Origin of the sequence: Pseudomonas izuensis (genome assembly GCF_009861505.1) — a bacterium.
GTDB lineage: Bacteria > Pseudomonadota > Gammaproteobacteria > Pseudomonadales > Pseudomonadaceae > Aquipseudomonas > Aquipseudomonas izuensis.
Window position 1 is genome coordinate 270,108 of the sequence record NZ_WTFT01000014.1, and the last position, 24,922, is coordinate 295,029.

The 24,922-nt window shown below is 58.7% G+C and carries 25 protein-coding genes; 8 read left to right on the top strand and 17 right to left on the bottom strand.

The genetic code is table 11. The features are described 5' to 3' along the window. Nucleotides 1-87: 87 nt before the first annotated feature. From GPL81_RS15635 to GPL81_RS15660, 6 genes are all read right to left on the bottom strand, one after another. Nucleotides 88-1,521 (bottom strand): NAD-dependent succinate-semialdehyde dehydrogenase, encoded by a 1,434-nt coding sequence (locus tag GPL81_RS15635; RefSeq protein WP_160107484.1) that lies wholly within the window; start codon nt 1,519-1,521, stop codon nt 88-90. Continuing rightward, a complete protein-coding gene (locus tag GPL81_RS15640) occupies nt 1,518-2,552 on the bottom strand; it encodes an aldo/keto reductase (protein WP_160107485.1) in 1,035 nt (344 codons plus the stop codon). The genes GPL81_RS15635 and GPL81_RS15640 overlap by 4 nt, the downstream gene beginning before the upstream one ends. Nucleotides 2,553-2,562: 10 nt before the next feature. Further along, entirely contained in the window at nt 2,563-3,075 is a 513-nt protein-coding gene (gene fae / locus GPL81_RS15645; RefSeq protein WP_160107486.1) for a formaldehyde-activating enzyme, read from the bottom strand. Between the two features lie 374 nt (nt 3,076-3,449). Next, nucleotides 3,450-3,719 (bottom strand): pentapeptide MXKDX repeat protein, encoded by a 270-nt coding sequence (locus GPL81_RS15650; protein ID WP_160107487.1) that lies wholly within the window; start codon nt 3,717-3,719, stop codon nt 3,450-3,452. A 46-nt stretch (nt 3,720-3,765) separates the two neighbouring features. Continuing rightward, on the bottom strand, nt 3,766-4,551 hold the full coding sequence (locus tag GPL81_RS15655) for a molybdopterin-dependent oxidoreductase (RefSeq protein WP_160107488.1): 786 nt from the start codon (nt 4,549-4,551) through the stop codon (nt 3,766-3,768). Next, entirely contained in the window at nt 4,548-5,165 is a 618-nt protein-coding gene (locus tag GPL81_RS15660; protein WP_160107489.1) for a cytochrome b/b6 domain-containing protein, read from the bottom strand. Before GPL81_RS15660 ends, GPL81_RS15655 begins: the two co-directional genes overlap by 4 nt. A 280-nt stretch (nt 5,166-5,445) precedes the next feature. Between GPL81_RS15660 and GPL81_RS15665 the strand changes: the two genes are divergently transcribed. After that, nucleotides 5,446-6,387, top strand: a complete 942-nt coding sequence (locus GPL81_RS15665) for a class I SAM-dependent methyltransferase (protein WP_160107490.1) — start codon at nt 5,446-5,448, stop codon at nt 6,385-6,387. A gap of 119 nt (nt 6,388-6,506) precedes the next feature. On the opposite strand, the gene GPL81_RS15670 is transcribed toward GPL81_RS15665, so the two are convergent. Beyond that, nucleotides 6,507-7,277 (bottom strand): LuxR C-terminal-related transcriptional regulator, encoded by a 771-nt coding sequence (locus tag GPL81_RS15670; protein ID WP_160107491.1) that lies wholly within the window; start codon nt 7,275-7,277, stop codon nt 6,507-6,509. 110 nt (nt 7,278-7,387) lie between these two features. On the opposite strand from GPL81_RS15670, the gene GPL81_RS15675 reads away from it, so the two are divergent. Next, nucleotides 7,388-8,491, top strand: coding sequence for a polyamine ABC transporter substrate-binding protein (locus GPL81_RS15675; RefSeq protein WP_160107492.1), 1,104 nt, complete (start codon nt 7,388-7,390; stop codon nt 8,489-8,491). A 147-nt stretch (nt 8,492-8,638) separates the two neighbouring features. Beyond that, a complete protein-coding gene (locus GPL81_RS15680; protein WP_160107493.1) occupies nt 8,639-9,769 on the top strand; it encodes a DmpA family aminopeptidase in 1,131 nt (376 codons plus the stop codon). A 328-nt stretch (nt 9,770-10,097) separates the two neighbouring features. On the opposite strand, the gene GPL81_RS15685 is transcribed toward GPL81_RS15680, so the two are convergent. Continuing rightward, on the bottom strand, nt 10,098-10,724 hold the full coding sequence (locus GPL81_RS15685) for a TetR/AcrR family transcriptional regulator (RefSeq protein WP_160107494.1): 627 nt from the start codon (nt 10,722-10,724) through the stop codon (nt 10,098-10,100). A gap of 164 nt (nt 10,725-10,888) precedes the next feature. On the opposite strand from GPL81_RS15685, the gene GPL81_RS15690 reads away from it, so the two are divergent. Then, nucleotides 10,889-11,329, top strand: a complete 441-nt coding sequence (locus GPL81_RS15690) for a hotdog fold domain-containing protein (RefSeq protein WP_160107495.1) — start codon at nt 10,889-10,891, stop codon at nt 11,327-11,329. Between the two features lie 134 nt (nt 11,330-11,463). Here the strand turns inward: GPL81_RS15690 and GPL81_RS15695 are convergent, their stop codons facing one another. Further along, the gene (locus tag GPL81_RS15695) at nt 11,464-12,186 is read right to left on the bottom strand and encodes a GNAT family N-acetyltransferase (protein ID WP_160107496.1); all 723 of its coding nucleotides are present in this window, start codon (nt 12,184-12,186) and stop codon (nt 11,464-11,466) included. Between the two features lie 486 nt (nt 12,187-12,672). Between GPL81_RS15695 and GPL81_RS15700 the strand changes: the two genes are divergently transcribed. Further along, entirely contained in the window at nt 12,673-16,095 is a 3,423-nt protein-coding gene (locus tag GPL81_RS15700) for an Ig-like domain-containing protein (protein WP_160107497.1), read from the top strand. A gap of 95 nt (nt 16,096-16,190) precedes the next feature. On the opposite strand, the gene GPL81_RS15705 is transcribed toward GPL81_RS15700, so the two are convergent. The 3 genes from GPL81_RS15705 to GPL81_RS15715 all read right to left on the bottom strand — a co-directional run bounded on the left by GPL81_RS15705 (nt 16,191) and on the right by GPL81_RS15715 (nt 19,066). Further along, nucleotides 16,191-16,760, bottom strand: a complete 570-nt coding sequence (locus GPL81_RS15705) for a YceI family protein (RefSeq protein ID WP_160107498.1) — start codon at nt 16,758-16,760, stop codon at nt 16,191-16,193. A gap of 113 nt (nt 16,761-16,873) precedes the next feature. After that, a complete protein-coding gene (locus GPL81_RS15710; RefSeq protein ID WP_160107499.1) occupies nt 16,874-17,554 on the bottom strand; it encodes a phosphoribosyltransferase in 681 nt (226 codons plus the stop codon). Nucleotides 17,555-17,704: 150 nt separating this feature from the next. Next, complete coding sequence (locus GPL81_RS15715; protein ID WP_160107500.1) at nt 17,705-19,066, bottom strand: MATE family efflux transporter; 1,362 nt, start codon at nt 19,064-19,066, stop codon at nt 17,705-17,707. Between the two features lie 445 nt (nt 19,067-19,511). Here GPL81_RS15715 and GPL81_RS15725 point away from each other — a divergent pair, with 445 nt between their 5' ends. Further along, nucleotides 19,512-19,784, top strand: coding sequence for a hypothetical protein (locus GPL81_RS15725; RefSeq protein WP_160107502.1), 273 nt, complete (start codon nt 19,512-19,514; stop codon nt 19,782-19,784). A gap of 71 nt (nt 19,785-19,855) precedes the next feature. Here GPL81_RS15725 and GPL81_RS15730 read toward each other — a convergent pair whose 3' ends face one another. The 4 genes from GPL81_RS15730 to GPL81_RS15740 all read right to left on the bottom strand — a co-directional run bounded on the left by GPL81_RS15730 (nt 19,856) and on the right by GPL81_RS15740 (nt 22,675). After that, a complete protein-coding gene (locus tag GPL81_RS15730; RefSeq protein WP_160107503.1) occupies nt 19,856-20,128 on the bottom strand; it encodes a hypothetical protein in 273 nt (90 codons plus the stop codon). Further along, the gene (locus tag GPL81_RS31460; protein WP_246218933.1) at nt 20,125-21,252 is read right to left on the bottom strand and encodes an S-type pyocin domain-containing protein; all 1,128 of its coding nucleotides are present in this window, start codon (nt 21,250-21,252) and stop codon (nt 20,125-20,127) included. Before GPL81_RS31460 ends, GPL81_RS15730 begins: the two co-directional genes overlap by 4 nt. Then, nucleotides 21,249-21,878, bottom strand: coding sequence for a hypothetical protein (locus tag GPL81_RS31465; protein WP_246218934.1), 630 nt, complete (start codon nt 21,876-21,878; stop codon nt 21,249-21,251). The genes GPL81_RS31460 and GPL81_RS31465 overlap by 4 nt, the downstream gene beginning before the upstream one ends. Before the next feature lie 398 nt (nt 21,879-22,276). After that, nucleotides 22,277-22,675, bottom strand: coding sequence for a hypothetical protein (locus GPL81_RS15740; protein ID WP_160107504.1), 399 nt, complete (start codon nt 22,673-22,675; stop codon nt 22,277-22,279). Between the two features lie 383 nt (nt 22,676-23,058). On the opposite strand from GPL81_RS15740, the gene GPL81_RS15745 reads away from it, so the two are divergent. Then, on the top strand, nt 23,059-23,385 hold the full coding sequence (locus GPL81_RS15745; RefSeq protein ID WP_160107505.1) for a hypothetical protein: 327 nt from the start codon (nt 23,059-23,061) through the stop codon (nt 23,383-23,385). A 447-nt stretch (nt 23,386-23,832) separates the two neighbouring features. On the opposite strand, the gene GPL81_RS15750 is transcribed toward GPL81_RS15745, so the two are convergent. Next, nucleotides 23,833-24,312: a cupin domain-containing protein gene (locus GPL81_RS15750; RefSeq protein ID WP_246218935.1), complete on the bottom strand. Its 480-nt coding sequence runs from the start codon at nt 24,310-24,312 to the stop codon at nt 23,833-23,835. Nucleotides 24,313-24,661: 349 nt separating this feature from the next. On the opposite strand from GPL81_RS15750, the gene GPL81_RS15755 reads away from it, so the two are divergent. Continuing rightward, nucleotides 24,662-24,922, top strand: a 261-nt coding sequence (locus GPL81_RS15755; protein ID WP_160107507.1) for a hypothetical protein, incomplete at its 3' end; no start/stop codon positions are given.

Here is a 24,922-nt window from a genome sequence, read left to right on the forward strand (position 1 = left end):
CCCGCGATGACGGAGTGTCAGGCACCACAGGCGTCGACTGACACTCCGTCATCGCGAGCAAGCTTTGCTCCTACAGGGGCGTGCCCCTTACAGGCCACCCATCAGCAGGTATTTGATTTCCAGGTAGTCATCCAGACCGTACTTCGAACCCTCGCGACCCAGGCCCGATTCCTTGATTCCGCCGAACGGCGCCACCTCCGTGGAGATGATCCCTTCGTTGATCCCGACCATGCCCGCTTCCAGGCCTTCGGCCATTCGCCACACGCGGCCGATGTCGCGGCTGTAGAAGTAGGCCGACAAACCGTAGGGCGTGTCGTTGGCCCGTTGCAGCACTTCGGCTTCGTCCTTGAAACGGAAACACGCGGCCACCGGGCCGAAGGTTTCGTCCTGGGCGATCAGCATGTCGCTGCTGGCTTCGGCGAGAATCGTCGGTTCGTAGAAAGTGCCGCCCAGCGCATGACGGCGACCACCGCACAGGACCTTGGCGCCCTTCTCCACCGCGTCGCTGACATGCAACTCGACCTTGGCCAGCGCCGCCGTGTTGATCAGCGGTCCCTGTTCGGTTTCCCCTTCCAGGGCATTGCCCACGCGCATCGCCGCCACCGCTTCGGCGAGTTTGCCGGTGAAGGCTTCGTACACGCCGTCCTGAATAAAGAAGCGGTTCACGCAGACACAGGTCTGCCCGGTGTTGCGGAACTTCGAGGCCATCGCGCCCTTCACCGCCGCGTCGATATCCGCGTCGTCGAAGACAATGAACGGCGCGTTGCCACCCAGTTCCAGCGAGACCTTTTTCAAGGTGTCGGCCGCCTGGCGCATCAGCAACTTGCCGGTGCGGGTGGAGCCGGTGAACGACAGCTTGCGCACGATGCCGGACGCTTGCAGCGCGCCGCCGATGGCCACGGCATCACCGGACACCACGTTGAACACACCCGCTGGAATGCCGGCCTGCTCCGCCAGTACCGCCAGGGCGAAGGCCGACAGCGGGGTTTCTTCCGACGGCTTGAGGATCATCGTGCAACCGGCCGCCAGTGCCGGGCCGACCTTGCGGGTGACCATGGCCAGCGGGAAGTTCCACGGGGTGATCGCCGCGACCACGCCGATGGCTTCCTTGACCACGATGATCCGCGCATCGGCCTTGTGGCTCGGGATCACATCACCGTAGGCGCGCTTGGCTTCTTCGGCGAACCACTCCAGAAAGCTCGCGGCGTAGACCACTTCGCCCATGGCTTCGGCCAGCGGCTTGCCTTGCTCACGGCTGAGCAAGGTCGCCAGGTCCTTCTGGTTGCTCAGCATCAATTCGCCCCAGCGCTTGATGCGTTGGCTCCGTTCCTTGGCCGTCAGCTTGCGCCACGCCGGCAAGGCGCGATTGGCCGCTTCAATGGCCAGGTTGGTTTCTTCGGCGCCAGCCTTCTGCACATCGGCGATCAGCTCGCCGGTGGCCGGGTTCAGCACCGGATAAGTCGGGCCACCACTGGACCATTGCCCGTCGATAAAATTGCCGTGCCGGATCAACGCGCTCATGCCACGGCCTCAGTCAGGGTGAAGCGTTCCGAACCCGGACGGGCCGAACGCAGGATACGTTTGCCGGCGGTGTAATCGTTGATCACGTCGCACGGGGTGTAGTTGCGTTCCAGCTCATGCAGTTCTTCGGCATCGAGCTTGGTCTCCAGCGCTGCAAGGGCGCTGTCGAATTGCTCGGTGGTGTCGGCGCCGACCAGCATGCAATCCACACCCGGATGATTGGCCACCCAGGCCTGGGCGATCTGCGCGTTGGACACGCCGCGGGCACGGGCCACGCGCTGCACCGAATGAGCGATCTCGAACGAGGCTTCGTCGCTGTACATCTGCTGGGTGAAGAAGTCGGTCTGGTTGCGAGTCGACTGCACGTCACCGGTCAACAAGCCACGGGCCAGCGGGCTGAACACCGACACACCGATGCCCTGATCGCGGCAGAACGGAATCATCTCGCGCTCTTCTTCGCGGTAGGCGCAGTTCAGTTGCAGCTGCATGTTGATCGGCTTGACCCAGCCATTGCGCTCGCAGGCCATGAGGATTTTTGCCAGTTGCCCGGTGAGCATGGTCGACACGCCGATGTAACGGGCCTTGCCGGAGCGCACGATGTCGTTCATGGCGCTCATGGTTTCTTCGACCGGGGTGTTCACGTCGAAGTAATGCAGCATGAACACGTCGACGTAATCCATGTCCAGGCGTTTGAGCGAGGCGTCGATGCTGTCCATGATGTGCTTGCGCGAATGACCGCTGGCATTGATCCCGGCGCGGGTGCCGTAGCCGACCTTGGTGGTGATCACCAGGTCTTCGCGACGGGCCAGGCGCTTGACGATGCGCCCCACCACTTCTTCGCCGACGCCGGCGGAATAGAAGTCCGCCAGGTCGATGAAGTTCACGCCGTTGTCCAGCGCGTGCTTGACGATCGGCTCGCTTTTCTTCTCATCGAAGATCCACGGTTTCCAGTCCGGAGTACCCATGTTCATGGTGCCCAGGCACAGGCGGGAGACTTGCAGGCCGGAGTTGCCCAAACGGATGTATTGCATGGCGCGGACCTCAGGCTTTTGGCGTGTAGAAAGGGTTGCTGATGTGGTTGACCACGTCCGCCAGCTGCGCGGTTTCCGGCTTGCCGGTCAGGGCGGCGCGGATCGCGGTGCGGCAGGCGTTGTAGTTATTCAGGTACACCGCATCCAGATCGTCGCAAGCCGGGTTGACCCAGTTGGCCGTAACGATGGCCCACTCGTCTTCCGCTTCCGGCGGCAAGGTGCCGTCCAGCAGCGCTTCCAGGACAGCCTTGGCGATGCCGGCCTGGGACGCACCCCAGGTGGCATTGCCGTGCAGGTCGCTGCCAATGGCGGCCTTGTTCACATACAGGGTCATTGGTTTGACCGGGATGTTCGGCTGGGCGATCACCATGAACGGGCAATGACCCTGGCTGGGCGACGCCAGGCTGTTGGCGAACGCTTGCCCTGCCGGGCCGTTACGCGGGCCGATCAGGATATTGATGTGCGCGGCGTTCACGCCAGGGCCTTCGAAACCTTCACCGATGTACAGATCGAGTTCTTTCATGAGCTTTTACTCTTCAGGGAGTTGGGTTGATCAGAGGTGCACGCAAACCGTGGGGATCGCGTGGTAAATGTCGGGGTTTGAAGAGCGCAGCAGGTCGCTGGCGAAGACGCGGCAGTGATGAATGATCATGGTTGCAAACGCTCTTTTTTGTTGTTGATGAGCTGGTTTGCGATTTTTTAACACTGGGGGTTGGCCGGGCTGTAACCATATAAAATCATGGGGGTATGACTTCAGGTCATACCCCTTGAACGACCCGATCCCCTGTAGGAGCAAAGCTTGCTCGCGATGGCGTCGTGTCAGCCAATACATCTGTTAACTGACACGACGCCATCGCGAGCAAGCTTTGCTCCTACAGGTTGTCGGGGGTGTTTGGGTTATTGCGACATGGCGTCCTTCTTCATCGCATCCTTGGACATGGCATCTTTTTTCATGCCGTCCTTGCTCATGGAATCCTTGGACATGTTGTCTTTCTTCATCGTGTCCTTGGCCATGGAATCCTTCTTCATGGTCGTGTCTTTTTTCATGGTGTCTTTGGACATGGTGTCCTTGGACATTGCGTCGTTACTCATGGTGTCGGCAGCGAACACGCTGGCGGCGCCGATTGCGAGGCACATGGACAGGGCAACAGTGGTCAGCTTTTTCATGATGAAACTCCTTGCTTGTTTTTGAGGGTGAAATGTCCAGGCTTCATCAGCTGCCACCGAACCAGTTGTAGCCCTGGTCTTCCCAGTAGCCACCGCTGTAGGTGTTGCTGACGAAAATCGCCTGAATGTGTTTGGGGTTCTTGTAGCCAAGCTTGGTGGGCATGCGCAGCTTCATCGGGAAGCCGTACTGGCGCGGCAGCACCGCGCCGTCATAGGTCAGCGTCAGCAGGGTTTGCGCATGCAGCGCGGTGGCCATGTCGATACTGGTGTAGTAGTCGTCGGCGCACTTGAAGCCGACGTATTTGGCGTCGGTGTCGGCGCCGATGCGTTTGAGGAAATCACTGAAGCGCACACCGCCCCAGCGCCCGATCGCACTCCAGCCTTCGACGCAAATGTGCCGGGTGATCTGCTCGGTCTGTGCCATGGCACGCAACTCTTCGAGACGCCAGCTGCGCTTGTCCGCGACCAGGCCGGTGATTTCCAGGCGATAGCCCTCCTCCTCCACCGTCGGTGCTTCGTCGATGCCGTAGAAGGCATTGAACGGAAACGGCCGGGTGATCATCGACGCCGGATAGGTCGGTGCCATGGCATTGGGGTTGAACAGCCAGCCCTGCACCCGATCGTTGAAGCGCGACATCGACGACAACGCGGTTTCGACGCTTTCGTTGTCGGTCAGGTTGCAGCCGGACAACATGGCCACGCCGCCGAGGGTCAGGCCACGCAGCAGGAATGAGCGGCGGGAGCGGTCCTCGATCTGCGATGCGAGGATTTTCCGGGCGTCGATCAGGATCGAAGACTCGTCCAGGCCCGGGTCTTGAATGCGCTTTTTCATACGGACTCCTTGCGACCGACGATCATGGCCACCAGCGTTTTGGGAACCAGCGCGACCATCACCAGATGCACCGCCACAAACGCCACCAACAGCGACATGGCGATGAAGTGCACATACCGCGCCGCCTCGTAACCGCCCAGCAATTCACGCAACAGCGGGAACTGCACCGACTTCCACAACACCAGCCCGGAGATCACCAGCAGCGTGATGTCGACCATCACGAACAGGTACGCCACCCGTTGTACCTGGTTGTAATGACTCAGGTCGGCATGCCCCAGTTTTCCTCGCAGCGCAGCCCACAGGTCATGCAGCACGCCTTTAGGCGAGACCGGGAAAAACCGTCGTTTGAGTCGGCCACTGAACAGGTTGATGACCAGATAGACGAGGCCGTTGAACACCAGGAACCACATCGCCGCGAAGTGCCATTGCAAGGCACCGCCGAGCCAGCCACCGAGGGTGATCGATTTGGGGAAGCTGAAGTCGAAAAGCGGCGAGGCGTTGTAGATGCGCCAACCGCTGGTGACCATCACCAGCACCGCCAGGGCGTTCAGCCAATGGGTGAGCCGCAGCCAGCGGGGGTGGCTGGCCTTGGGTGAAGCAGTTGACTGCGACATGTCCGGGCTCCTTGTTGTTGTTCGTTGGAGCCGAGTATGGGAGCGACAAGATCGCCAAATCCTCACGCAGAGTTAAATTATTCGTGATAACTACCCTGCGAGCCCTTGTAGGAGCGAGCCTGCTCGCGATGGTCTCCCAGGCACCGCGCTCATTCAGAAAACCCGCGTCATCGTTAACGATCATCGCGAGCAGGCTCGCTCTTACAGGGGGGTTGTGTGATCCGCTCGGGGTGCAACTATGGTTAAATGCCGCCCCCTCAAAATTGCCGACCCTTGACCGATGAACCCAGACGCCCTCACCACTCTCCAAGCGCACCTGCTGACCGCCCTGGCAGCCGCCCCCGCCGAAACCCGCCGCCTGTTCCACGGCCGTGGTCGCTGCTGGCCGGGGCTGGAACAGTTGACCGTCGACTGGTTGCAGGGTGTGGTGCTGGTGGCGCTGTTCAAGGAGCCGGAGCCTTCGCAACTGGAGGACTTGAAGCAGTTGCTGATGGCGATTACCCAGTCAGTCCAGTGGGCAGAATCGGGCGCGCATACGCTGTTGCTGCAGCATCGTTATCTGCTGCAAAGCACCACTGAATGGCTGCTGGGGGATGTCATCGAGGAAATGACCATCACCGAAGGCGGGCTGAAATATCGGGTGGATCTGGGTCGCAAGCAGAACACCGGTCTATTCCTCGACATGCGTTATGGCCGCGACTGGGTGCGGGCCAATGCCGAGGGCAAACGGGTGCTGAATCTGTTCGCCTACACCTGCGGCTTCTCGGTGGCGGCCATCGAAGGGGGCGCGACCCAGGTGGTCAATCTGGACATGTCCAGCCCGGCCCTGAGCCGTGGCCGTGACAACCACCGGCTCAATGGACATGACCTTGGCAACGTCACCTTTCTGGGTCATGACCTGTTCAAGTCCTGGGGCAAGGTGATCGGCAAGGGCCCGTATGACCTGGTGATCATCGACCCGCCCTCCTTTCAGAAAGGCAGTTTCCTGCTGACCAAGGATTACCAGCGCGTACTGCGCCGCCTCCCGGAATTGCTCGGCCCGCAAGGCACGGTACTGGCCTGCATGAACGACCCGGCGTTTGGCGCGGACTTCCTCATCGACGGCGTGACTCGCGAAGCGCCGAGCCTGCACTTCGAGCAACGGCTGGACAATCCGCCGGAGTTTCCGGATGCCGATATCGAGTGTGGGTTGAAGGCGTTGGTGTTCAAACTGGACAATTAAAAATCCCAACCGCCCTGTAGGAGCTGGCTTGCCAGCGAAAGCGGTGTCTCAGTCAGTGCATTTATTGCCTGATACGACGCCTTCGCTGGCAAGCCAGCTCCTACAAGGGATCGGTTGATTCAACGCGGCTGCAACACCAACGCAAACAACTCCCCATGCCCGTTCACATTGAGCTTGTGATAGAGGTTGCGCCGATGCACTTTCACCGTTTCCGGGGAGATGCCCATTTGCTGGGCGATGGCCTTGCTGGAAAAGCCCTGGAGGATCAGCCGGGCGGTTTCGATTTCGCGCACCGACAGGCGCGCGTCGAAGCGGTCGAGCAGGGTCGCCAGATCGCCGGCCACCGGTTCGGCCACCGGGCCTTCCGGGGGCAGCAGTTGCAGGTGTCGACGCATGGCGGCCAATACCCAGTCACGCACGCACAGCAGGCGGCCCTGCTCTTCCAGCGTGAAGCGCGTCGAGCGCCCCAGGGACAAGCCAAGCACGGCGCCGTCGAGGTTGACCATGAACTGCAACTCGTCACCGCCCACCACCGAGCGGAAGTAGCTGAGGTAGTACTCGCTCTGCTGGAACTGGTCGGGAGCCACCGAGTCGAGGCTGTGCAAACCGTCAGCGATGCCGGCACACACCGCCAGGTAAAACGGATCGAGCAGGTACATCCCGGCGCAATAATCCGCCAGCCCTTCCTGCTCGCCACTGCCCTTGGAGTCGAAGTCGATCAGCAGGCGCGGCACCCTTCCCGACTGAATGACCGCCACTAATGCGTTATCCATCGGCACCAGCATTCGCAAGGTGTCGATGAGCGCACGCCAGAATCCGTCCTCGCCGATCGCGCCGAACACCCGCGCCAGCCCCTGGTGCAGCGGCAACTCTTTCAACAACGCGTCCACGCACTACCCCTTTCGAGTAACCCATGATGGGAATGGGTAACGGCCACCCCGGTCGATACGCTGCAAGCTCCTGAATATCACCGGCCGCAGCAGGCCAGGAGTGCCGCATCATGAGTGGTCACCGCTCGTATTTCAATCTGGGGTTGGGCGCCTGCCTGGCGGTTTCGCTGTCGGCGGTTGCCACCGAAGGCCCGACCGTTCATGTGTACAACTGGTATGACTACATCGGCCCCGACACCCTGCATGACTTCAAGCGCGACACCGGGATCCAGCCGGTCTACGACACCTTCGACAGCGCCGAAGTGCTGGAAGGCAAACTGCTGACCAGCCGCAGTGGCTACGACGTGGTGGTGGCCAGCAACTTCAGCCTGCCGACGCTGATCAAGGCCGGCGCGCTGGCGCCGTTACCCCGGGCCCAAATGCCGGATTTCAAGAATATGGACACCGACCTGCTGGCGAAACTGGCCAACAACGATCCGGGCAACCAGTACGCCGTACCGTACCTGTGGGGCACCAACGGCATCGGCTACAACATCGACAAGGTGCGTGCGGTGCTGGGTGACAAGGCGCCGGTGGATTCCTGGGACCTGGTGTTCAAGGAAGAGAACCTGGCCAAACTCGGCGAATGCGGCGTGGCGATGCTCGACTCGCCCTCGGAAATGCTGCCGGTCGCCCTGCATTACCTCGGCCTGCCGCCCAACAGCACCGACCCCGAGGATTACAAGAAAGCCGAAGCGCTGTTGCTCAAGTTGCGCCCGCATATCGCCTACTTCAACTCGTCGAAATTCATCAGCGACCTGTCCAACGGCAATATCTGCGTGGCAGTGGGCTGGTCCGGGGCGATGCTGGAAGCCAAGGCCACCGCCGAGCAGGCCGGCAACGGCGTGAAGATCGCCTACAGCCTGCCCAAGGAAGGCGCGCCGGTGTGGTTTGACACGCTGGTGTTGCTCAAGGATGCGCCGCATCCACAACAGGGGCTGGCCTTCATCGACTACCTGATGCGTGCCGAGGTCATCGCCCCGGTCAGCAATCACCTCAACTACCCCAACGGCAACCGCAATGCGACGGCGTTGGTGGCCGAAGCGACGCGCACCAATCCTGCCGTGTATCCATCTACCGAGGCGCTGGCGACCTTGTTCACCTTGCAGCCGTTGCCACCGGCCACTGAACGCGTGCGCACGCGGATCTGGAGCAAGGTCAAAAACGGTCAATAACCCAAACACCTCAAACCCTGTGGGAGCAAGGCTTGCCTGCGATGCAGACACTGAGGTGTTTCTGCTGCACCGAGGCGATGCAATCGCGGGCAAGCCTTGCTCCCACAGGTTTTCACTCCTGCGCCACTCATTTGAAGAATAGAAACCATGAAACCACGTGCCCGCGACCTGAACATTCAGTTTGGCCAATTGCAACCCGGCCCTCTCAACGCCATCACCGATGTGCCCGGCGTACGGGTCGGCCACAGCAACGTGCGAGGCCGTACCGCCAGCGGCCGCGACATTCTGACCGGCGTCACCGTGATCGAACCCCGTGCCGGGTCCGCCAGCCGGCAGCCGTGCTTCGCCGGTGTCCATGTACTCAACGGCAACGGCGACGCCACGGGGCTTGAGTGGATTCGCGAGGCCGGCCTGCTGACCAGCCCGGTCGCCTTCACCAACACCCATAGCCTGGGGGTGGTGCGCGACGCATTGATCGTGGTGGACCGTGAACAGCAACCGGATGACGGGCGGCTCTACTGGAACATGCCGGTGGTGCTGGAAACCTTCGACGGTTTGCTCAACGACATCAACGGCTTTCATGTAAAGCCCGAACACGTGGCCCAGGCCGTGCAATCGGCGGTGAGCGGACCGGTGGCCGAAGGCAATGTCGGCGGCGGCAGCGGCATGATCTGCCACGAATTCAAGGGCGGCATTGGCACCGCATCGCGGCGTTTGAACAATGCCCAGGGCGGCTGGACCGTCGGCGCCATCGTCCAGGCCAACCATGGCATTCGCAATGAACTGCGAGTCGATGGCTACCCGGTCGGGCGCTACATGGAGCAGGCTGACTCACCGTTTCTCAAGGCCTCATTGCCGCATCCGGGCATGGGTTCGATCGTGGTGTGCCTGGCCACTGATGCGCCGTTACTGCCGCATCAATGCACGCGACTGGCGCAGCGTGCCAGCCTCGGCCTGGCCCGCACCGGCGGCGGCAACGAGGACCACAGCGGCGACATTTTCATTGCCTTCGCCACTGGCAACGCTCACGTGCCACCCGCCGCCTACGAGAGCAAACGCGCGCCGACCACCGATAACCTGAGCATGGTCAATAACGATCACATCAGCGAATTGTTCCTGGCGGCCACCGAAGCGGTGGAGGAAGCCATCATCAATGCCCTGCTCGCCGCCGAAACGACCGAAGGTAATGGACATGCCGTGCCGGGGCTGGATGCCGAAACGCTGCTCAAAGCCCTGAATCAGGCCGGTTGGCCGGGTGAAGGTCTTCGCAGAAGCTGACACTTGTGGGGGGATTCGACTAGCGGTACTTGAGGGCGAACCCCCATGTTTCTACGATGAAGTTGCGCAACCGCTTGCTTGCCCAAGCCGTTGCGTAGGTGGTGAGTGTACTGAACCCCTATCAAGCTCACCGCCTGCTTCATGCGCATCTTGAGCCTCAATGGCTCCACTTCTCCCCATCAAAGAGCTTTGAGGCTCTTTTTTAACCTTCTGAAAACCAACACCCCCCTTGTGGGAGCGAGCCTGCTCGCGATAGCGGTGTGTCAGTCAACATTGATGTTCCTGATACACCGCTATCGCGAGCAGGCTCGCTCCCACAGGGGGTGATTCATTGGGTTTCGGGAGCAGCGACCGAGCGCCAGGCCGCGTCGGCCAGCATCTCCCGGTACGCCTTCGGGCTGCCCTTGACCCGGCCCGACAACCAGGCGCGGCAGTAGCTGTCGGCCTGCCCGATGATCAGCGACAGTATCAGCTCAGCCGGAATGTCCCCCATTTCAGCTCGGCGCGCCGAATCAAACAGCCACTCCATCAGTTGCTTGTTGCGCGCCTTGTTGCGGGTGGCGAGTTCGTCCTTGAACGGCCCCTTGGTCACGGCAAATCGCGCGTGGTACTGAAAACGTGCCCATTCGGGCTGGCTGTCGACCCAATCCACGTAGCTGTACACCAGGGCGTGCACCCCCGCCTGGGTGGTGGCGGCCTCGGCCATGTAGCTGTCGCGCAGCCTGGCCTGGTCGTCCAGCGCTGTGAAGTACAGCGCGGCCACCAGGCCTTCCTTGTTGCCGAAATGGTGATAGATCGCGCCAACGCTGGTATCGCATTCAGCGCGGATCATGTCGATGGTCGTGGCCTCGATCCCCTGCTCGTTGAACAGTTTCAAGGCCTTGCGAAAGATGTCGCGCTTGAGTTCGGCGCGGCGGCCGGGGTAGCAGCGCTCAAGTAAATCTGAAGTTTCCATACTCAACACAGACCGGAAAATGCATGGGTGAAGGCTGGCGATTGCCAACGGGAAAGTGGCGCTAGGTTGACAGATTTCTCTTCGACAGAATACTGTTCCGTTACAGAACATTGTTCTGTTACAGAATACTATTCTGCAAATCCGTCTATCAAAGAGGCTTCAACATGAGTCAGTTCCTCAGCATGTTCAACAGCGCAGGCCCCGAATCATTCAGCAAAATGGCCTGCCAGGTGGCACCTTATTTCTCCACCATCAACCCCTTGGTCACCGACCTGCGCAAAGGCTCGGCCACCGTGCAGGTGCCGTTTGCCCGGGAGATCACCAACCACCTGGGCACCGTTCACGCGATTGCGATGTGCAACGCCGCCGAACTGGCCGCCGGGATGATGACCGACGTGTCCATCCCCGCAGGCGCGCGCTGGATTCCCAAGGGCATGACGGTGGAATACCTGGCCAAGGCCAAGAGTGATGTGACGGCGGTGGCTGATGGCGAAGCGTTGGACTGGACGACGGAGGGCGACAAGATCGTGCCGGTGGACATTCACGACGTTGAAGGCAAGAAGGTATTCACGGCGCGGATTACGATGAATGTGAAGTTGTCTTAACAACAGTCGCTCTGCACTTGTAGGAGCTGGCTTGCCAGCGAAGCGGTCTCCAGCCAGCATCTTTATCGGCTGTGACGACCTCTTCGCTGGCAAGCCAGCTCCTACAACGGGTTGTGATGCCTGGTTGAACGCCGTTAGACCAGGTGTATACGAGGTTGGTTGGCAAGAACCGCCCCCTCCCCCAACCGCTCGCGCACGAATTCATTGGCCTTGCGCGTCAACTGGTCCAGATGCCGGTCCCGCTGTTTTTCCGCATCGAGCATTGCCCGCTTGCCGTGTTTTTGCAGCAGATACGTATGGATCTGCCGTACCTCCAGCGAGCTGTAGATCGACGCCACGTCCAGCAGCGCCATCAAGCCGTCGCTGCCGTGGTCGCGGGTGTTCATCAATACCTGGGTCGCGCGCACGCCCACCACTTCAAAGCCCATCGCCTCGAAATACGGCACCTTGGCCACCGCGCACGTCAGCTCGGCATGGGGATATCGACCGACCATTTCCCGCAGCATCCTGCGCGCAACGCCCTGGCGCCGATGGCTGGCATGCACCGCCATATAGGCCACGCCACACGCCTCGGGGTCGTCCTTGACCGGCAGGTACAACAGGAAACCGATGACCTGCTCCGGGTCATCCAGGTCAGTGGCGACGATCAACTCCACATCGATCCCTTTCGCCCCGTTCAACGCCTCCAGATACAGGTGAACCTCGTAGCCGATCGTGTATTGGTAAACGTTGTACAACAGATTGCTCGGAGGGATCGCGACCATGCTGATGTCGGTCAGGTTGTCCACCACCATCTGCAGGATCTGGCTGTTGATGTGCTCGGGGCACGGGGTTTTGAAATGAGTGATCTGGGGCATTGCGGGGGCTGACTCCGGGGATGGGTGCAAAGCGTTCGTCGCGGGGCTGGCTATCATACCGCGCCTGCCTTGAACGAGCTTCGAGGCGTTGCATTATTGGGGGTGACAGATGGCAATGTGCTGAATGTTCCGGCCTCTTCGCGGGCAAGCCACGCTCCTACACGGACAACATCTGATGCCGGGGCAAATCATTTGATAATGCCTCTCGTTTTCTTATACGAACCACTCATTTTGCCAAACCCACCCGCGAGTGGTGAAAGTAACCCAATGAAATAAGGGAATTTTCCCCGTAACTGAGGAATATTCCCCACCACTGACTGCCACACCAGAGCAACACTCTGAAACAACTTGCTAATTAATCGGGACTTTTGTCCTAGTGCTCGATGATGGCCCAACAGTTGCACCGACCCTTGCACCGCAAGTGCAGTCGTCCCCCCACGTCGGGATGGCGGATTCGCCAATTTGGCAAATCTCAGGGGAAATCACATGAAAAGCACAACACCCGTATTCCGTTCGCTCAGCTTCTGGCGGAGGTCCAGCGTGGCCTCTGTCATGCTGATCACCGCCAGCCTGACCTCAGTCAGCGCAGCCCCCATCGACGATGTCAGCCAGCCGCCACCGACAGACCCCTCGGCCTACTCCAATCCACCCGCCGACCCGGTTGAAGCCGCGGCTGAACTGGAAGCCCTGAAGTCCATGCCCGAAGCCAACCAGGGCTCGATCGCCCTGCCTAACGGCGTGTACGGCGACAAGAACACACCCCGTGCCGACAACGTACTGCCGCCGTCCGCGCAGACCTCGTTCAACTACCCCACCAACGGCAAACCCAGCCCGTTGTTCGGGGCCCAGCCGTTTACTCAGCAACTGCTGCTGTTCGAAGAGTTCGGCCCGGAAAAACTCGATCCGACGACTCCGCCACCGACCTTGACCTTCCCGGTCCCCACCGCCGGCCCGGCGCCGCAACAGGACCCGAACAGCATCGCCCGCAGTGGTCCCTCCAGCGCCGCGCTGGAGGCGTTCATGCGCCAACCGGGATTGTTCCCGTATCCATCGCAGTACTCCAACGTGCTGGACCGCAACCCCTGGCAGGCGCAGATCGAGGCCTTCCTCAACCGCCACCCGGTAGGTTCGCCGGCCGAAGGCCGTCCACCAGGAAAAGGCTGGTCGCACCAGCGCTGGAACGAGTTCTATCCGCAGACCGCCTACAAAACCGTGCAAGCCGGCGCCCGGACCAACATGGGCTTGCGCGACCGCAAGCAATTGCACAACTACGCCGTCGGTGAATTCGGCCCTGGCGGGCTTTACTACCAGACCTCCGACATCCCCACCACGATAGGCACCACCAAAGGCATCGACGTGCGTTTCCATTCGAACATGCCGGTGCAGAATCACAATGCGCTGTGGACCTTCGACGGCACCGTGCCGCCCAAACTGCTCATGGTGCGTTATGGCCAACCCCTGATGATGCGTCATTACAACGCCCTGCCGATCGACCCCGCCGCCAACATGGGGTTCGGCCTACACACCATCAGCACCCACGAACACAACGGCCACTCCCCCGCCGAGAGTGATGGCTACGCCAACGCGTTTTTCTTTCCCGGGCAGTACTACGACTATCGCTGGCCGATGCAACTGGCCGGTTACGACACCATCAACACCACCGCGTCGGACCCACGCGCGGCGTTCCCGTGCGCGCCGGGCGAAACGCTGTATGTCAACGACGCCTCGCCAGGCCTGAAGACCTGCCAGAACGGCACGATCAAGATTCGCGGCGACTGGCGCGAAACCATGAGCACCCACTGGTTCCACGACCACATGCTCGATTTCACCGCGCAGAACGTCTACAAGGGCAACGCGGTGATGATGAACTACTACAGCGCGCTGGATCGCGGTAACGAGGCGATCGAGGACGGCGTCAACCTGCGCCTGCCCAGCGGCTCGGCGCTGCCCTGGGGCAACCGTGACTACGACGTCAACCTGGTGGTGGCCGACAAGGCCTGGGACGCCAACGGCCAGCTGTGGTTCAACCCGTTCAACACCGACGGCTTCCTCGGCGATCAGATGCTGGTCAACTGGCAGTACCAGCCAAAACTCAAAGTGCGCGCACGCAGCTATCGCTTTCGCATTCTCAATGGCTCGGTATCGCGCTACGTGAAGATTGCCCTGGTGCGTGAAGTGGCCGGCAACAGCGGTGAGTTCCCGGGGCCTTCCGGTTCCAATGTGTCCTACAATCGCGTACCGTTCCACATGATCGCCAACGACGGCAACCTCATGGCCCATACCGTGCCGTTCGATGGCAGCATGGACCTGGACGGCGACGGTAACCTGCAAAACCACAACGCCATCCTGCCGGTGCAAGGCATCGCCGAACGCTACGACATCATCGTCAACTTCGCGAAAAACGGGATCAACGTTGGCGACAAGCTGTACTTCGTCAACCTCCTGGAGCACAAGACCGGCAAGGGTCCTGAGAAGAACGCGCTGAGCCTGGCCGACGTGCTGTCCGAGAAATACAAGGCGGTGATCAAACAGGGCAGCAAAGGACCGGAGTGGGACAAGGGCGACCCGGTGGTGGGCAAGTTCCTGCAATTGATCGTGCAGCCTTACAGCGGCACGGACGTGAGCATGAACCCGGCCGATTACGAGCCAGCCAAGCCAGGCAAGGCGGCAGGCAAATTCATGATTCCACTGACCATCGATCGTGATAACCCGGCCGACCAGGCCAAGCTCAAGGTGGCGCGGCATCGCGAGTTCACGTTCGGTCGTTCCGATGGCACCGACGAAGCGCCATGGACTGTCAAGACCGACGGTGGGTTTGGCTACAACATGGACCCACGCCGGCTCAGCGCGGCACCGCAACTGGCCAACGGCCCGACCGATGCCGGCTTCTCCGGTGACGGCACCCTCGAAGTGTGGAAAATCAAGAACGGCGGCAACGGCTGGAGCCATCCGGTGCACGTGCACTTCGAGGAAGGGATCATCCTCAGCCGCGACGGCAAAGCGCCACCGGAATGGGAAAAATGGGCACGCAAGGACGTGTACCGCATCGGCGACGGCCTCGACAGTTCGGTGGATGTGGAAATGGCGATTCACTTCCGCGAATTTGCCGGGACCTACATGGAGCACTGCCATAACACCCAGCACGAAGACAATTCGATGCTGCTGCGCTGGGATATCGAGCATCCGGGCCAGTTCCAGTTGATGCCAACACCCCTGCCCGGCTGGGACGGCGTCACCTACGTGAACTCTGCCGCACTGCCGACCTTCCGCAGCGGTGGCACCGGTAACGATGACGATAACAACAACGAAGGCGAGAACAAAAAGCCCGTGGCCAACCCCGATAGCGCCGCCAGCGCCAACGGACAGGCGGTGACCATCAACGTGCTCGCCAACGACACCGATCCGGACGGTAACCTGCCACTTAAAGTGGTGGGCCTGAGTCAACCGGACTCTGGCCAGGGCACAGTCACCACCGACGGTGTACGTGTGATTTACACACCGCCGGCCACTGCCCCCGCGCCGTTCACCGCGACCTTCACCTACCAGGCCAGCGATGCCAAGGATGCGGTCTCGCCACCGGCAACCGTCTCCGTGGCGGTGACACCGGCACCGGTGGTCAACGAAGACCTGGTGGTGACCAGTGCGACCGTCACCGTGCGCAGCAACAACCGCTACACCTGGGACCTGGCCGGGACCACTTCACGGGGTACGGGCAACACGCTGACGGTCACGGCGACGACGACCGCCGGCCCGCTCAACCTCGGTAACGCGATCCTCACGCCGACCGGCACCGGGGCTCGCTGGAGAGTATCGGCCAGCACCACCGGTGCCGGCCCGACACCGAACCCGACCGTCACCATCACCTCGACGTTCGGCAAGTCGGTGACGGCGCCCATAGCGGCGCACTGATGTAACGTTGACTGACGCCCGGTCCATGCAATGTGGACCGGGCGTTGATCGTTTACGCAGCGAATGCGCTCACTCGGATTGGCCGTGCCCACCCACTAGCGCTGCGGAGCGACCATCCGAAAGCGGATATTGATCTCGTTGGAAACAACCGTATCGGCCCATTCGCCTTCACCGATCTTGAAATCATTGCGCTCCAGCTTCAGCTCCCCTTCGAAAATGCCGATGGCGTTTTCCTCCTTCAGCAACACCGGCACCGACACTTCCCGGCTCAGCCCTCTGAGGGTGAGCTTGCCGGTGATCTGGTAGCGGTTGTTGCCTATGGCCTTGAATCGGGCCGACTCAAAGGTCGCCACCGGATATTGGGCGGTGTCGAACCACGCCGGCTTTTGCAATTCAGTGTTGGCGTCTTCGCTGCCGGCATCGATGCTGTCCAGGTCGATGGTCAATTTGGCGTGTGCCGCTTCGGGGTGGCGAGTATCGAATTGCAGAGAACCCTGGAACTTGCCGAAGGTGCCATAGACCCTCGAGCCCATCTGGTTGTAGGTGAAACTGATGGTACTGGCCGTGGGGTTGACGTCGGTGTATTCGACTGCGTCAGCGCCGGGTAACACACCGAGTGCCACGATGGCGAGCAAAGCGGTGAAACGCGGGAATCGAGAGTTCATGGAACACTCCGGGCCGGGGCGCCCTCATGGGTTGAAGTGCCGTACACACAAGCCAGCATCAGGAGGACTAAAGCAAAGAACGGTTGTTTATTCCACCTTGGATGCCATCACATTCATGACGCGCTGTCGCCAGCCTCTCGCTGCCACGCCTGTTGCAACAGATCCATGACTTCCTTATCCGACGTCTGGGAAAAATCCATGTACCAATAGCCGATGGACATCATCCAATCGGGAATCAGCGGGCAGATCAACTCATCCACTTCACTGCGCAACGCCTCCGCAGTTTCAATCGGTGCCACGGGCACGGCGACGACGATGCGCGACGGCCCGTGCTCGCGCACTGCATGGATCGCCGCCATCATCGACGCGCCAGTCGCCAGGCCGTCGTCGATCAGGATCACCACCTGATCCTTGAGTTGCAGTGGCGCACGGTTGCCGCGATAGACCTGTTCGCGGCGCTGCAGCTCTTTGGTTTCCCGTGCGACCACGGCATCGAACGCGGCTTTATCAATCGGGTGCGCCCGCAGCGCCTGTTCGTTGAGAATCTGAATGCCGCCACTGGCAATCGCGCCCATGGCGAACTCCTGGTGCGAGGGCACGCCAAGCTTGCGCACCAGCATCAGGTCCAGGCGCACCGCCAGGGCCGTGGCCACCTCATAAGCCACCGGCACCCCGCCACGGGGCAAGGCCAGGACAATGACATCGGCGCGACGGGCGTATGGGAGCAGCGGCTCCACCAGGCGCCGACCGGCGGCGGCGCGATTTTGCAGGATGGTTTGCGATGAATGATTCATTTGAAAACCTCCCCAGGCGATCACGCCTGTCGGTTAACACTTCACCCCACCCATGAATTCTCGGCGCGACGGTGGCCGGCGGCAAGCAGATCCCTGTAGGAGCGAGCCTGCTCGCGATGACGCCAGCAGCAATACACACCTCTCAAACCCCTACACCAACCGCTCAATCTTCTGATGCTGCCACACCAGTTTGTAATACAGCGTCTGCAACGCCAGCATCCCCAGATACGCCACCGGAAACGCCATCCACACCCCTTGCAACCCGAACCGCGCATCCAGCAGATACGCCACCGGCAACTGCACGCCCACCACACACACAATCGAGATCGCCACCGGCACCATCACCGCTCCACTGGCACGCATGATCCCGCCGATGATCGCCTGAAAGCCAAACACCAACAGGCTCCAAAGCATGATGTGCAACAGGTGCTCGGCCATACTCCGCGTCCCCTCCTCGGTGAGGAACGAGCCCAGCAACCAGTGCGACAGCAGATACCCCAACACCACCAGCCCACCGGTCAAACACACGTTGATCATCAACCCCGTGCGCAAAATCGGCCCGATCCGTTCGATGCGCCCTGCCCCGATCGCCTGCGCCCCAAGGATCGACGCCGTGATCGCAATCGACAGCGCCGGGAACTGCACGTAATTGACGATCTGCGTCACCGCGCCGTACGCCGCCGTCGCCTGGGAACCGTGCTGGTTCACCAACGCCAGAATCACCAACTCCGACAGCGACAACACCACCATCTGCAACCCGGTCGGCAAGCCGATGCGCAGCACCTTGCCAAGGATCACCCAATCCAGCTTCATCGCCGCAAAAAACTCCCGATCCGGCGCCAACGGATGCCCCTTGCGAATCAAGCGCCACGCCAGCCACCCCATCGCCGCCAGGTTCCCCGCCAACCCGGCAAACGCCGCACTCTGAATCCCCAGCATCGGCAAGCCGAACCAGCCGCGAATCAACACCGGCGTCAGCACCAGCCCGATGACGGTCGACACCAGCAACGCCAACAACGGCGAAAACGTGTCACTCACCCCACGCAGCAACTGCGTGAACAACACAAACACCAACAGCGACGGCATGAACCACAACATCACGTGGGCATACGAAACCGCATCGTCCAGCACATCCCCCGGCGTCCCCAACCCCACCAGCGAAGACCGCGCAAACACACTGCCCACCACCGCCGCCACCAAGCCGATCAACAGCCCCAACAACAACGTCGCCCCGGCAATCGCCTTCACCAGATGCGGCTCGCGCGCGCCCCAGGCCTGACCGATCAGCACACCGGCGCCAGCGCCGAGGCCGATGACCAGGGCGATGAAGAAGAACACGATGGGGAACATGCCCGACACGGCGGCCAGCGCCTGGGTGCCGAGCATCTGGCCGATGTAGATGCTGTTGACGGTGCCGGACATGGATTGCAGGAAGTTCGACAGGACCATCGGGGCGAGGAACAGGAGGTAGGTTTGCCAGAGGGGGCGTTGGGGTTTGGTTGGGGTTTGCATTGAGGGTCCGTCTCGGGTGCTGGCGTGGTGATTGAGGATAGCTTCGGTGGCTGAAACCACGGGGGCATTGAACATCTCAGGTCTGTGTTTGGAATGCCAGTGGAGGGAGGTGAAAGGTCTGAAGTTTCATCAACACGGGTCCTACATGAAGTTCGGAAGTGCTCACCTATCTCCGCTGATCTTGTGTGACTTATAGTCAGCCCCGTCGCCCAAAATAGCGACACAGGTTTGGCGACCTGTTCATAGAGAATGCGAGAGCTATCCGCTTCATTGCAGGTATCATCGCACCCGCAAAGCCGCTGTCATGGCGGCTGTGCGCGGGAGACCTTCGGGTCTGCCGGTTTTCTCTATTGCCGGTTCGCCAACCTGCGCACAGCTGCCACCCAATCGTTTGGCGACGACTGAGTGATGGCTTTAAGCCAATCAAATAGAGATTTTTTCAAACATGGAAAGATACATGCCTCTCACCGGAATCGACCTGGTTCCGGCCTCCCTGCTCATCGACACCCACGCTCCACTCGATGTCCTGCAAGCCACGGCGGATTACCGCATTCGCGCGGTTACGCAGGTGCTGGAGAACATTGCCTTTCGCGCTGAGATTGGTTGCGACACGGTGGTGTTGTCGGATTTTTCGAAGCTGCTGGCCATTCCGTTAAGGGATGGGTGTGACTTGATGGATGTGATCGGGCGGCGTTTGCGGGCGCAGGCGGCAGAGTGAATGAAAACGGGCGCCAAGGCGCCCGTTTCTTGTTAACCATCGTCTTTCAAAGAGTCAGACAGTTAGTGAAATCAATCAAAGGTATATTTCCCCTCTACCATGAATGTCGGTTCTCTCCAGTTAGGCCCTCTCCTAACTCCGGTTCCACTAAGCTCTACAAAGCCGGCCTCACGCATCTTCCAAAGGAGATTCAACAAACCCATAATATCTCCCACATGTGCCCAACCAGCCATATTATAAAGTCTGTCCAGTCGAGGGAACGAGATTCCTAGTTCATTTTTGGTGAGAAACAAAATTACCTCCATGGGTTCCTCGTCAAGTACGATAGTTTCTATGACGCTCATCGTTTTGCTCCTCCCATTTGTTCATACTCTCTGTCAGCTTGTTTTTTATCTGCGTCTATGGCTTCAGGCGTGTAGAGCAACTCAAAGTCATCTTTTAGCTTGTAGTCCTCCAGGGTCGCCGCGTGGGTGTTATTCCAAGTAGCACCTTCATCATTCGGTTTTACGCCATCTGCCACACCTAACACCCTGAAACGTTCAAGCTCTCTAAGTTCATGAGTATAGAAACGTTTGTCGATATCCGTGACTACTAATTTACCCTGGAGAATTTTGTCCAAACGCTCAATCATGATGGTATTGGCATCCGAAGGATCAAATCGGCCCGTATGTAATTTCACCAGATCAATACCAGCTTGCGTCACGATGGCTTTAGTCCAATCTAGATCCAAAATTGGGCCTCCGGCCTTGGCGGGGTTGTAAGGTCGACCACTGTACTTTCCTCTCGTGGTAGCCCCTTCATAAGGACTATTGAAAACAACGTAAATAGGCGGTAGACCGCTTTCGATCGGAAAGCAGTAAATGCAATCTCTGAAATCAGGCAGCTGAAAAGCCGGCAAAACATCGGGCACCACAAGCAATGGTGTCAGTTCAACCCCTGTATAACTCGGAATATTCGCAGGGCGAGCAGGCGAAGTTGTTGAGGTGCCCCCCTGGTGAATGACAGGAAAGCCGAGGGTAATGGGTGGTGTGCCGTGTGACGTGAAACTGTAACTGCTGGTGTTCTGGTCGAATACCAAAGCTCGTACGGGTACTGCCGGAGAAATACGCCCTCCACTCGGCGTTGCAACCAGTGTGTATTGCCAAGGGTCACCATAAATCCTATAGGGAAGATCGATGGTGCCTCCGGCAGAGGCGATTTCATTCAGGTTACTTGTTGTATCGGGCAAAAGTTTACTGCCAGATAGTTTAAGAGCCGTCTGAGGATAACGCTCGCCGTTACCCAGAGCGGGGGAATAGAGCAAAGTCCCGAGCCCGATTGCCATTGCTCGACTGAGCAATACTTCCCCCAATCCTGCCAACAACTGAATGCTTCTATGGATTGCCACCTCGAAGCCCCAACCGTTTGTGCTGTGAAGCGTAGCGGCACCCGCCACAGTAACCACTTCGGCGGACTGATTAAGGGTCAAGTTGAAGTTATTAGCAGTTTCACCTCTAGCCAGGCTGAGTGGATTTCAGCATCTATGGAAAGTGAAGCGTCCTCCAAAATGGAAACAGCCTTGACGAGGATTCGTTTAAAGTTGGTGGCTGTCAGAGCTAACAGAAAACCTTCATAAAAGCCTAGGCGTTCTTCCTCGTGCTCCAGGGTATCCAGACTAGCGAAACAATAAGCGAAATCCGTTCTGTCTAACGACAATGCGTCTACGCCAAAAAACTGATCCGCCCCACTCCAAGCCCTACTCCCTATAACCCGCTGAAGTAGTTTGACAACAAATGCTTTCTTTTTTAAGGCAACCTCTAACTGATTGAATGATCCGGCTTCAGCAGCTGAACTTATGAGCCCCTCAACCTCATTCCGCACACCCGTTGTGCCATTCGAAAAAACACTACTTATCTGATCGTGTAGCGAATACCCTATAGCGAGAAATCTTTCATATGCATCAGGCTCTTTAACGACGCTTTCAATACTGGTGATCAAAGTAACCGGCGGAATAGCTCCATCCCATTTCAGAGCACTTTCAAGGCTTGAACTAAACCCTGACAATCGAGCGTTCGACGACTTCAAAGGCGGAGGAAAAGCAATTGTTTCTTGCATGCAGCATTCCTTGCATTAATTAAGTTCCACGTGAAAGAAGCACTTAATTAATGCCGAGACAGCGCACACCTATCAACAGTAAAATATTTACTAAATATACGTCGACTAGAAATCACCCAAGCAACCCTTATTACACATAGAGAAATTTCCCACATCAGAAATTCCGATTTCAGGCGAATGTTGTGGCGCGCCTCGTAGGGGGGGTGTGACCCGGGAAATCAGCTAGCGCCGGCGTCGGTTTGAATAAATAAACGGGCGCCGAGCGCGCCCGTTATTTCCCCGACCACTCAATAAGCCCGCCTCCGGCTTTTGCTCCCGCTGTGACGCCTTGACCTTCATAAATACTTTCGAGCCGCGATGGGCACATAATAAAACCCTGTACCGCTGGCCTGACTTCCTTAAAACCGCGTCATGACCTCGTCCATAATCCGATTCTGAGTTTCAACACTTGGTCTGTGGCGATAAGCCACGGCGAAAAAAGCAACGCCTTCGTAGTCGCAGCGAATTGAAAACGTCATGCCTTCACGCAACCCAAAGATTGAGCGTTCCCCTGCGTCAACAAAATACTTCGCTTGTGTCAGAACGGCTTTGGCGTGCTCCATGCACCCCAATTTGCTAAGCGCGTGCTCTTTCCAATTGGTAGTGATACGCACAGTCGAAGTTTCACTGTCATCCTCAGGTGGCCGAATGATTTGTTTAGGGGGGGCGTTGCTGGAGCAAGCAGTCAGCCCCATTGTTACAACACTCACTAAACAACAAAAACAAAGTCTCGAATGCACAAGTGAACTTCGCATCATCAGGCCTCCCTATGACAACCTGCCATCAGTGAACTGTAGATTACTAATGCAATAGCAGATCGCCGTTTTTTTTTGGTGAGGCTGTAGAGCAGGCCGGTCAGTTCGCACGAAGGACCCGGCCTGATCAGCCGGTTTTTTCATGACTTTTGATTGGCGCCTACGCTTCAATGGCCAGAAGAACACCTGATGCCCGTCACAGAGCAGTAGCCACTGGCGTAACGCACAGCCTGTAGCAGCTGGCGAAGCCTGCTGCTACAAAGAGTCCGGTTTTTGCATCCATTGACTGCATCAATAGTCACCATCAACTCAATGAAGTTCTCTTAAAAATCCTGCGGCGTAACATCTGCTCCATACCAACCAAATACACCCCGGAGCACACGATCATGAAACGCCAAACCATCCTCAGCATCGCTTTCTCGGTTTTCGCAGTTAACACTTTCGCCGCTACTTCTGCTCAACCTGTAGTCGCTGAAGGGGGTTCGGATCGTCTGATTGAAAGCCGTGTGGCTGAAGGTGGTTCGGATCGCCTGCTCGAAAAACGCGCTGTTGCTGCCGATGGTTCTGATCACCTGCAAGGCAACACCATTGCCTCTGACGGCTCCGACCATCTGCAAGGCAACACCATTGCCTCTGACGGCTCCGACCACTTGCAAGGCAACACCGTCGCCGCTGATGGTTCGGATCACCTGAATGGCAACCGTGTCGCATAAACAAATCGCCTGACCGAAACACAAAAAAAACCCGGCCTGATCAGCCGGGTTTTTTCGTGTTCAACTGCCCAATTGTCTTTCGAAACGAATCACTACGACCTCACTGAGCCTTCGCAGAGGGAATAAAGGGGCGGATTTATTTTGGCTGGTATTTTGCTCCTTTTCATTGCCGAAGAGATGAAACACCGGTCGGCGCAATTTCTCGAAACCTTATTGTGAGCGAGCTTGCTCCGGACGGTGATCTGACGATCGCGGCGTTACATTCAATGCCATTGGTGACTGAGCAACCGTCTTCGCGAGCAGGCTCGCTCCCACAGTTGAACCGAATACATCTGCGGGAGATTGGTTGGCTGTCTGGCCGCCTTCGCTGGCGAGCCTTGCTCCTACGTGGATTGGGTACATTCACAAAAGTCTGACTGGCTTGTAGATCGTCTTCGCGAGCAGGTGTCACTTCGATGTATTACGAGGATCATCATGGCTATCGATATACTCGATGCCCAGCGGTCCGAATCCGTAAACTTGTGAGATGTACTCCCCTGATCTGGCCCAGTGAAAATGTGGCGTATTAGCCGGAAGTATCACCACGCTTCCCGGACCATAGGCCACCAGCTTGTCCGGATCGAAGACAGAACCGAAACCAATATAGAAAACGCCGGACATGACGGTATAGATACGATCTTCAGGATGTGTATGGGGCATTAGTTTGGTGCCGTTTGGCACTTTGACTCGCACAACGTAGGGTGCTGGCTGACTGGGGTCGCCAACCAGGACGGCCAGTTTTACTTCTTTGGGGAAAGCAGGAAAGCTGCGCCATTCCACCTCTTCATTATATAAAGCACCGGTTTTACCGAGTGGCAATGGTTGTGCCTGGACGAATGGCATGGCTGCACTTGCCAGAAGAAGTGTTGCCAGGAAAGTAGTTTTCATCGTGCGCTGAACCATCAAAGACACCTCAACTACGCAGTCAATAAATTAACATCGTCACCTGCACGACCAGTTAATCCGGCGGACTTGATACAGGATCCTCCGACTGACTGTATTTGTGTTTTGCACTCCTGATAATGACGCTATCGCGCATTACAGTTGATACGCAATGTAATTAATACCTGCAAAAAACCGGTTTGTCAGGGTACGCCATTATCACGCTCACTAGCGGCATGCCACTCGCCCTATCGATACCATCGATGTTCACCATCACATCAATGAAGTTCTCTTAAAAATCCTGCGGCGTAACATCTGCTCCATACCAACCCATTACACCCCGGAGCACACGATCATGAAACGCCAGACCCTCCTCAGCATCGCTTTCTCGGTTTTCGCAGTGAACGCTTTCGCCGCGACCTCGGCTCAACCTGTAGTCGCTGAAGGCGGCTCGGATCGTCTGATTGAAAGCCGTGTGGCGGAAGGTGGCTCGGATCGCCTGATCGAAAATCGTGTGGCTGAAGGTGGCTCTGATCGCCTGCTGGAAAAACGCGCCGTGGCGGCTGATGGCTCCGATTACCTGCAGGGCAACCGTGTCGCTGCCGATGGCTCCGAC

Bases quoted from the DNA above. Each gene is read 5' to 3' on its own strand.
- GPL81_RS15690 (WP_160107495.1), top strand. From the start codon at position 10,889: ATGAGTCAGTTCCTCAGCATGTTCAACAGCGCAGGCCCCGAATCATTC.
- GPL81_RS31465 (WP_246218934.1), bottom strand. From the start codon at position 21,878: ATGCAAGAAACAATTGCTTTTCCTCCGCCTTTGAAGTCGTCGAACGCT.
- GPL81_RS15740 (WP_160107504.1), bottom strand. From the start codon at position 22,675: ATGATGCGAAGTTCACTTGTGCATTCGAGACTTTGTTTTTGTTGTTTA.
- GPL81_RS15660 (WP_160107489.1), bottom strand. From the start codon at position 5,165: ATGTCGCAGTCAACTGCTTCACCCAAGGCCAGCCACCCCCGCTGGCTG.
- GPL81_RS15705 (WP_160107498.1), bottom strand. From the start codon at position 16,760: ATGAACTCTCGATTCCCGCGTTTCACCGCTTTGCTCGCCATCGTGGCA.
- GPL81_RS15685 (WP_160107494.1), bottom strand. From the start codon at position 10,724: ATGGAAACTTCAGATTTACTTGAGCGCTGCTACCCCGGCCGCCGCGCC.
- GPL81_RS15665 (WP_160107490.1), top strand. From the start codon at position 5,446: ATGAACCCAGACGCCCTCACCACTCTCCAAGCGCACCTGCTGACCGCC.
- GPL81_RS15680 (WP_160107493.1), top strand. From the start codon at position 8,639: ATGAAACCACGTGCCCGCGACCTGAACATTCAGTTTGGCCAATTGCAA.
- GPL81_RS15700 (WP_160107497.1), top strand. From the start codon at position 12,673: ATGAAAAGCACAACACCCGTATTCCGTTCGCTCAGCTTCTGGCGGAGG.
- GPL81_RS15745 (WP_160107505.1), top strand. From the start codon at position 23,059: ATGAAACGCCAAACCATCCTCAGCATCGCTTTCTCGGTTTTCGCAGTT.
- GPL81_RS15650 (WP_160107487.1), bottom strand. From the start codon at position 3,719: ATGAAAAAGCTGACCACTGTTGCCCTGTCCATGTGCCTCGCAATCGGC.
- GPL81_RS15655 (WP_160107488.1), bottom strand. From the start codon at position 4,551: ATGAAAAAGCGCATTCAAGACCCGGGCCTGGACGAGTCTTCGATCCTG.
- GPL81_RS15695 (WP_160107496.1), bottom strand. From the start codon at position 12,186: ATGCCCCAGATCACTCATTTCAAAACCCCGTGCCCCGAGCACATCAAC.
- GPL81_RS15750 (WP_246218935.1), bottom strand. From the start codon at position 24,312: ATGAAAACTACTTTCCTGGCAACACTTCTTCTGGCAAGTGCAGCCATG.
- GPL81_RS15725 (WP_160107502.1), top strand. From the start codon at position 19,512: ATGGAAAGATACATGCCTCTCACCGGAATCGACCTGGTTCCGGCCTCC.
- GPL81_RS15730 (WP_160107503.1), bottom strand. From the start codon at position 20,128: ATGAGCGTCATAGAAACTATCGTACTTGACGAGGAACCCATGGAGGTA.
- GPL81_RS15715 (WP_160107500.1), bottom strand. From the start codon at position 19,066: ATGCAAACCCCAACCAAACCCCAACGCCCCCTCTGGCAAACCTACCTC.
- GPL81_RS15675 (WP_160107492.1), top strand. From the start codon at position 7,388: ATGAGTGGTCACCGCTCGTATTTCAATCTGGGGTTGGGCGCCTGCCTG.
- fae (WP_160107486.1), bottom strand. From the start codon at position 3,075: ATGAAAGAACTCGATCTGTACATCGGTGAAGGTTTCGAAGGCCCTGGC.
- GPL81_RS15640 (WP_160107485.1), bottom strand. From the start codon at position 2,552: ATGCAATACATCCGTTTGGGCAACTCCGGCCTGCAAGTCTCCCGCCTG.
- GPL81_RS15635 (WP_160107484.1), bottom strand. From the start codon at position 1,521: ATGAGCGCGTTGATCCGGCACGGCAATTTTATCGACGGGCAATGGTCC.
- GPL81_RS15710 (WP_160107499.1), bottom strand. From the start codon at position 17,554: ATGAATCATTCATCGCAAACCATCCTGCAAAATCGCGCCGCCGCCGGT.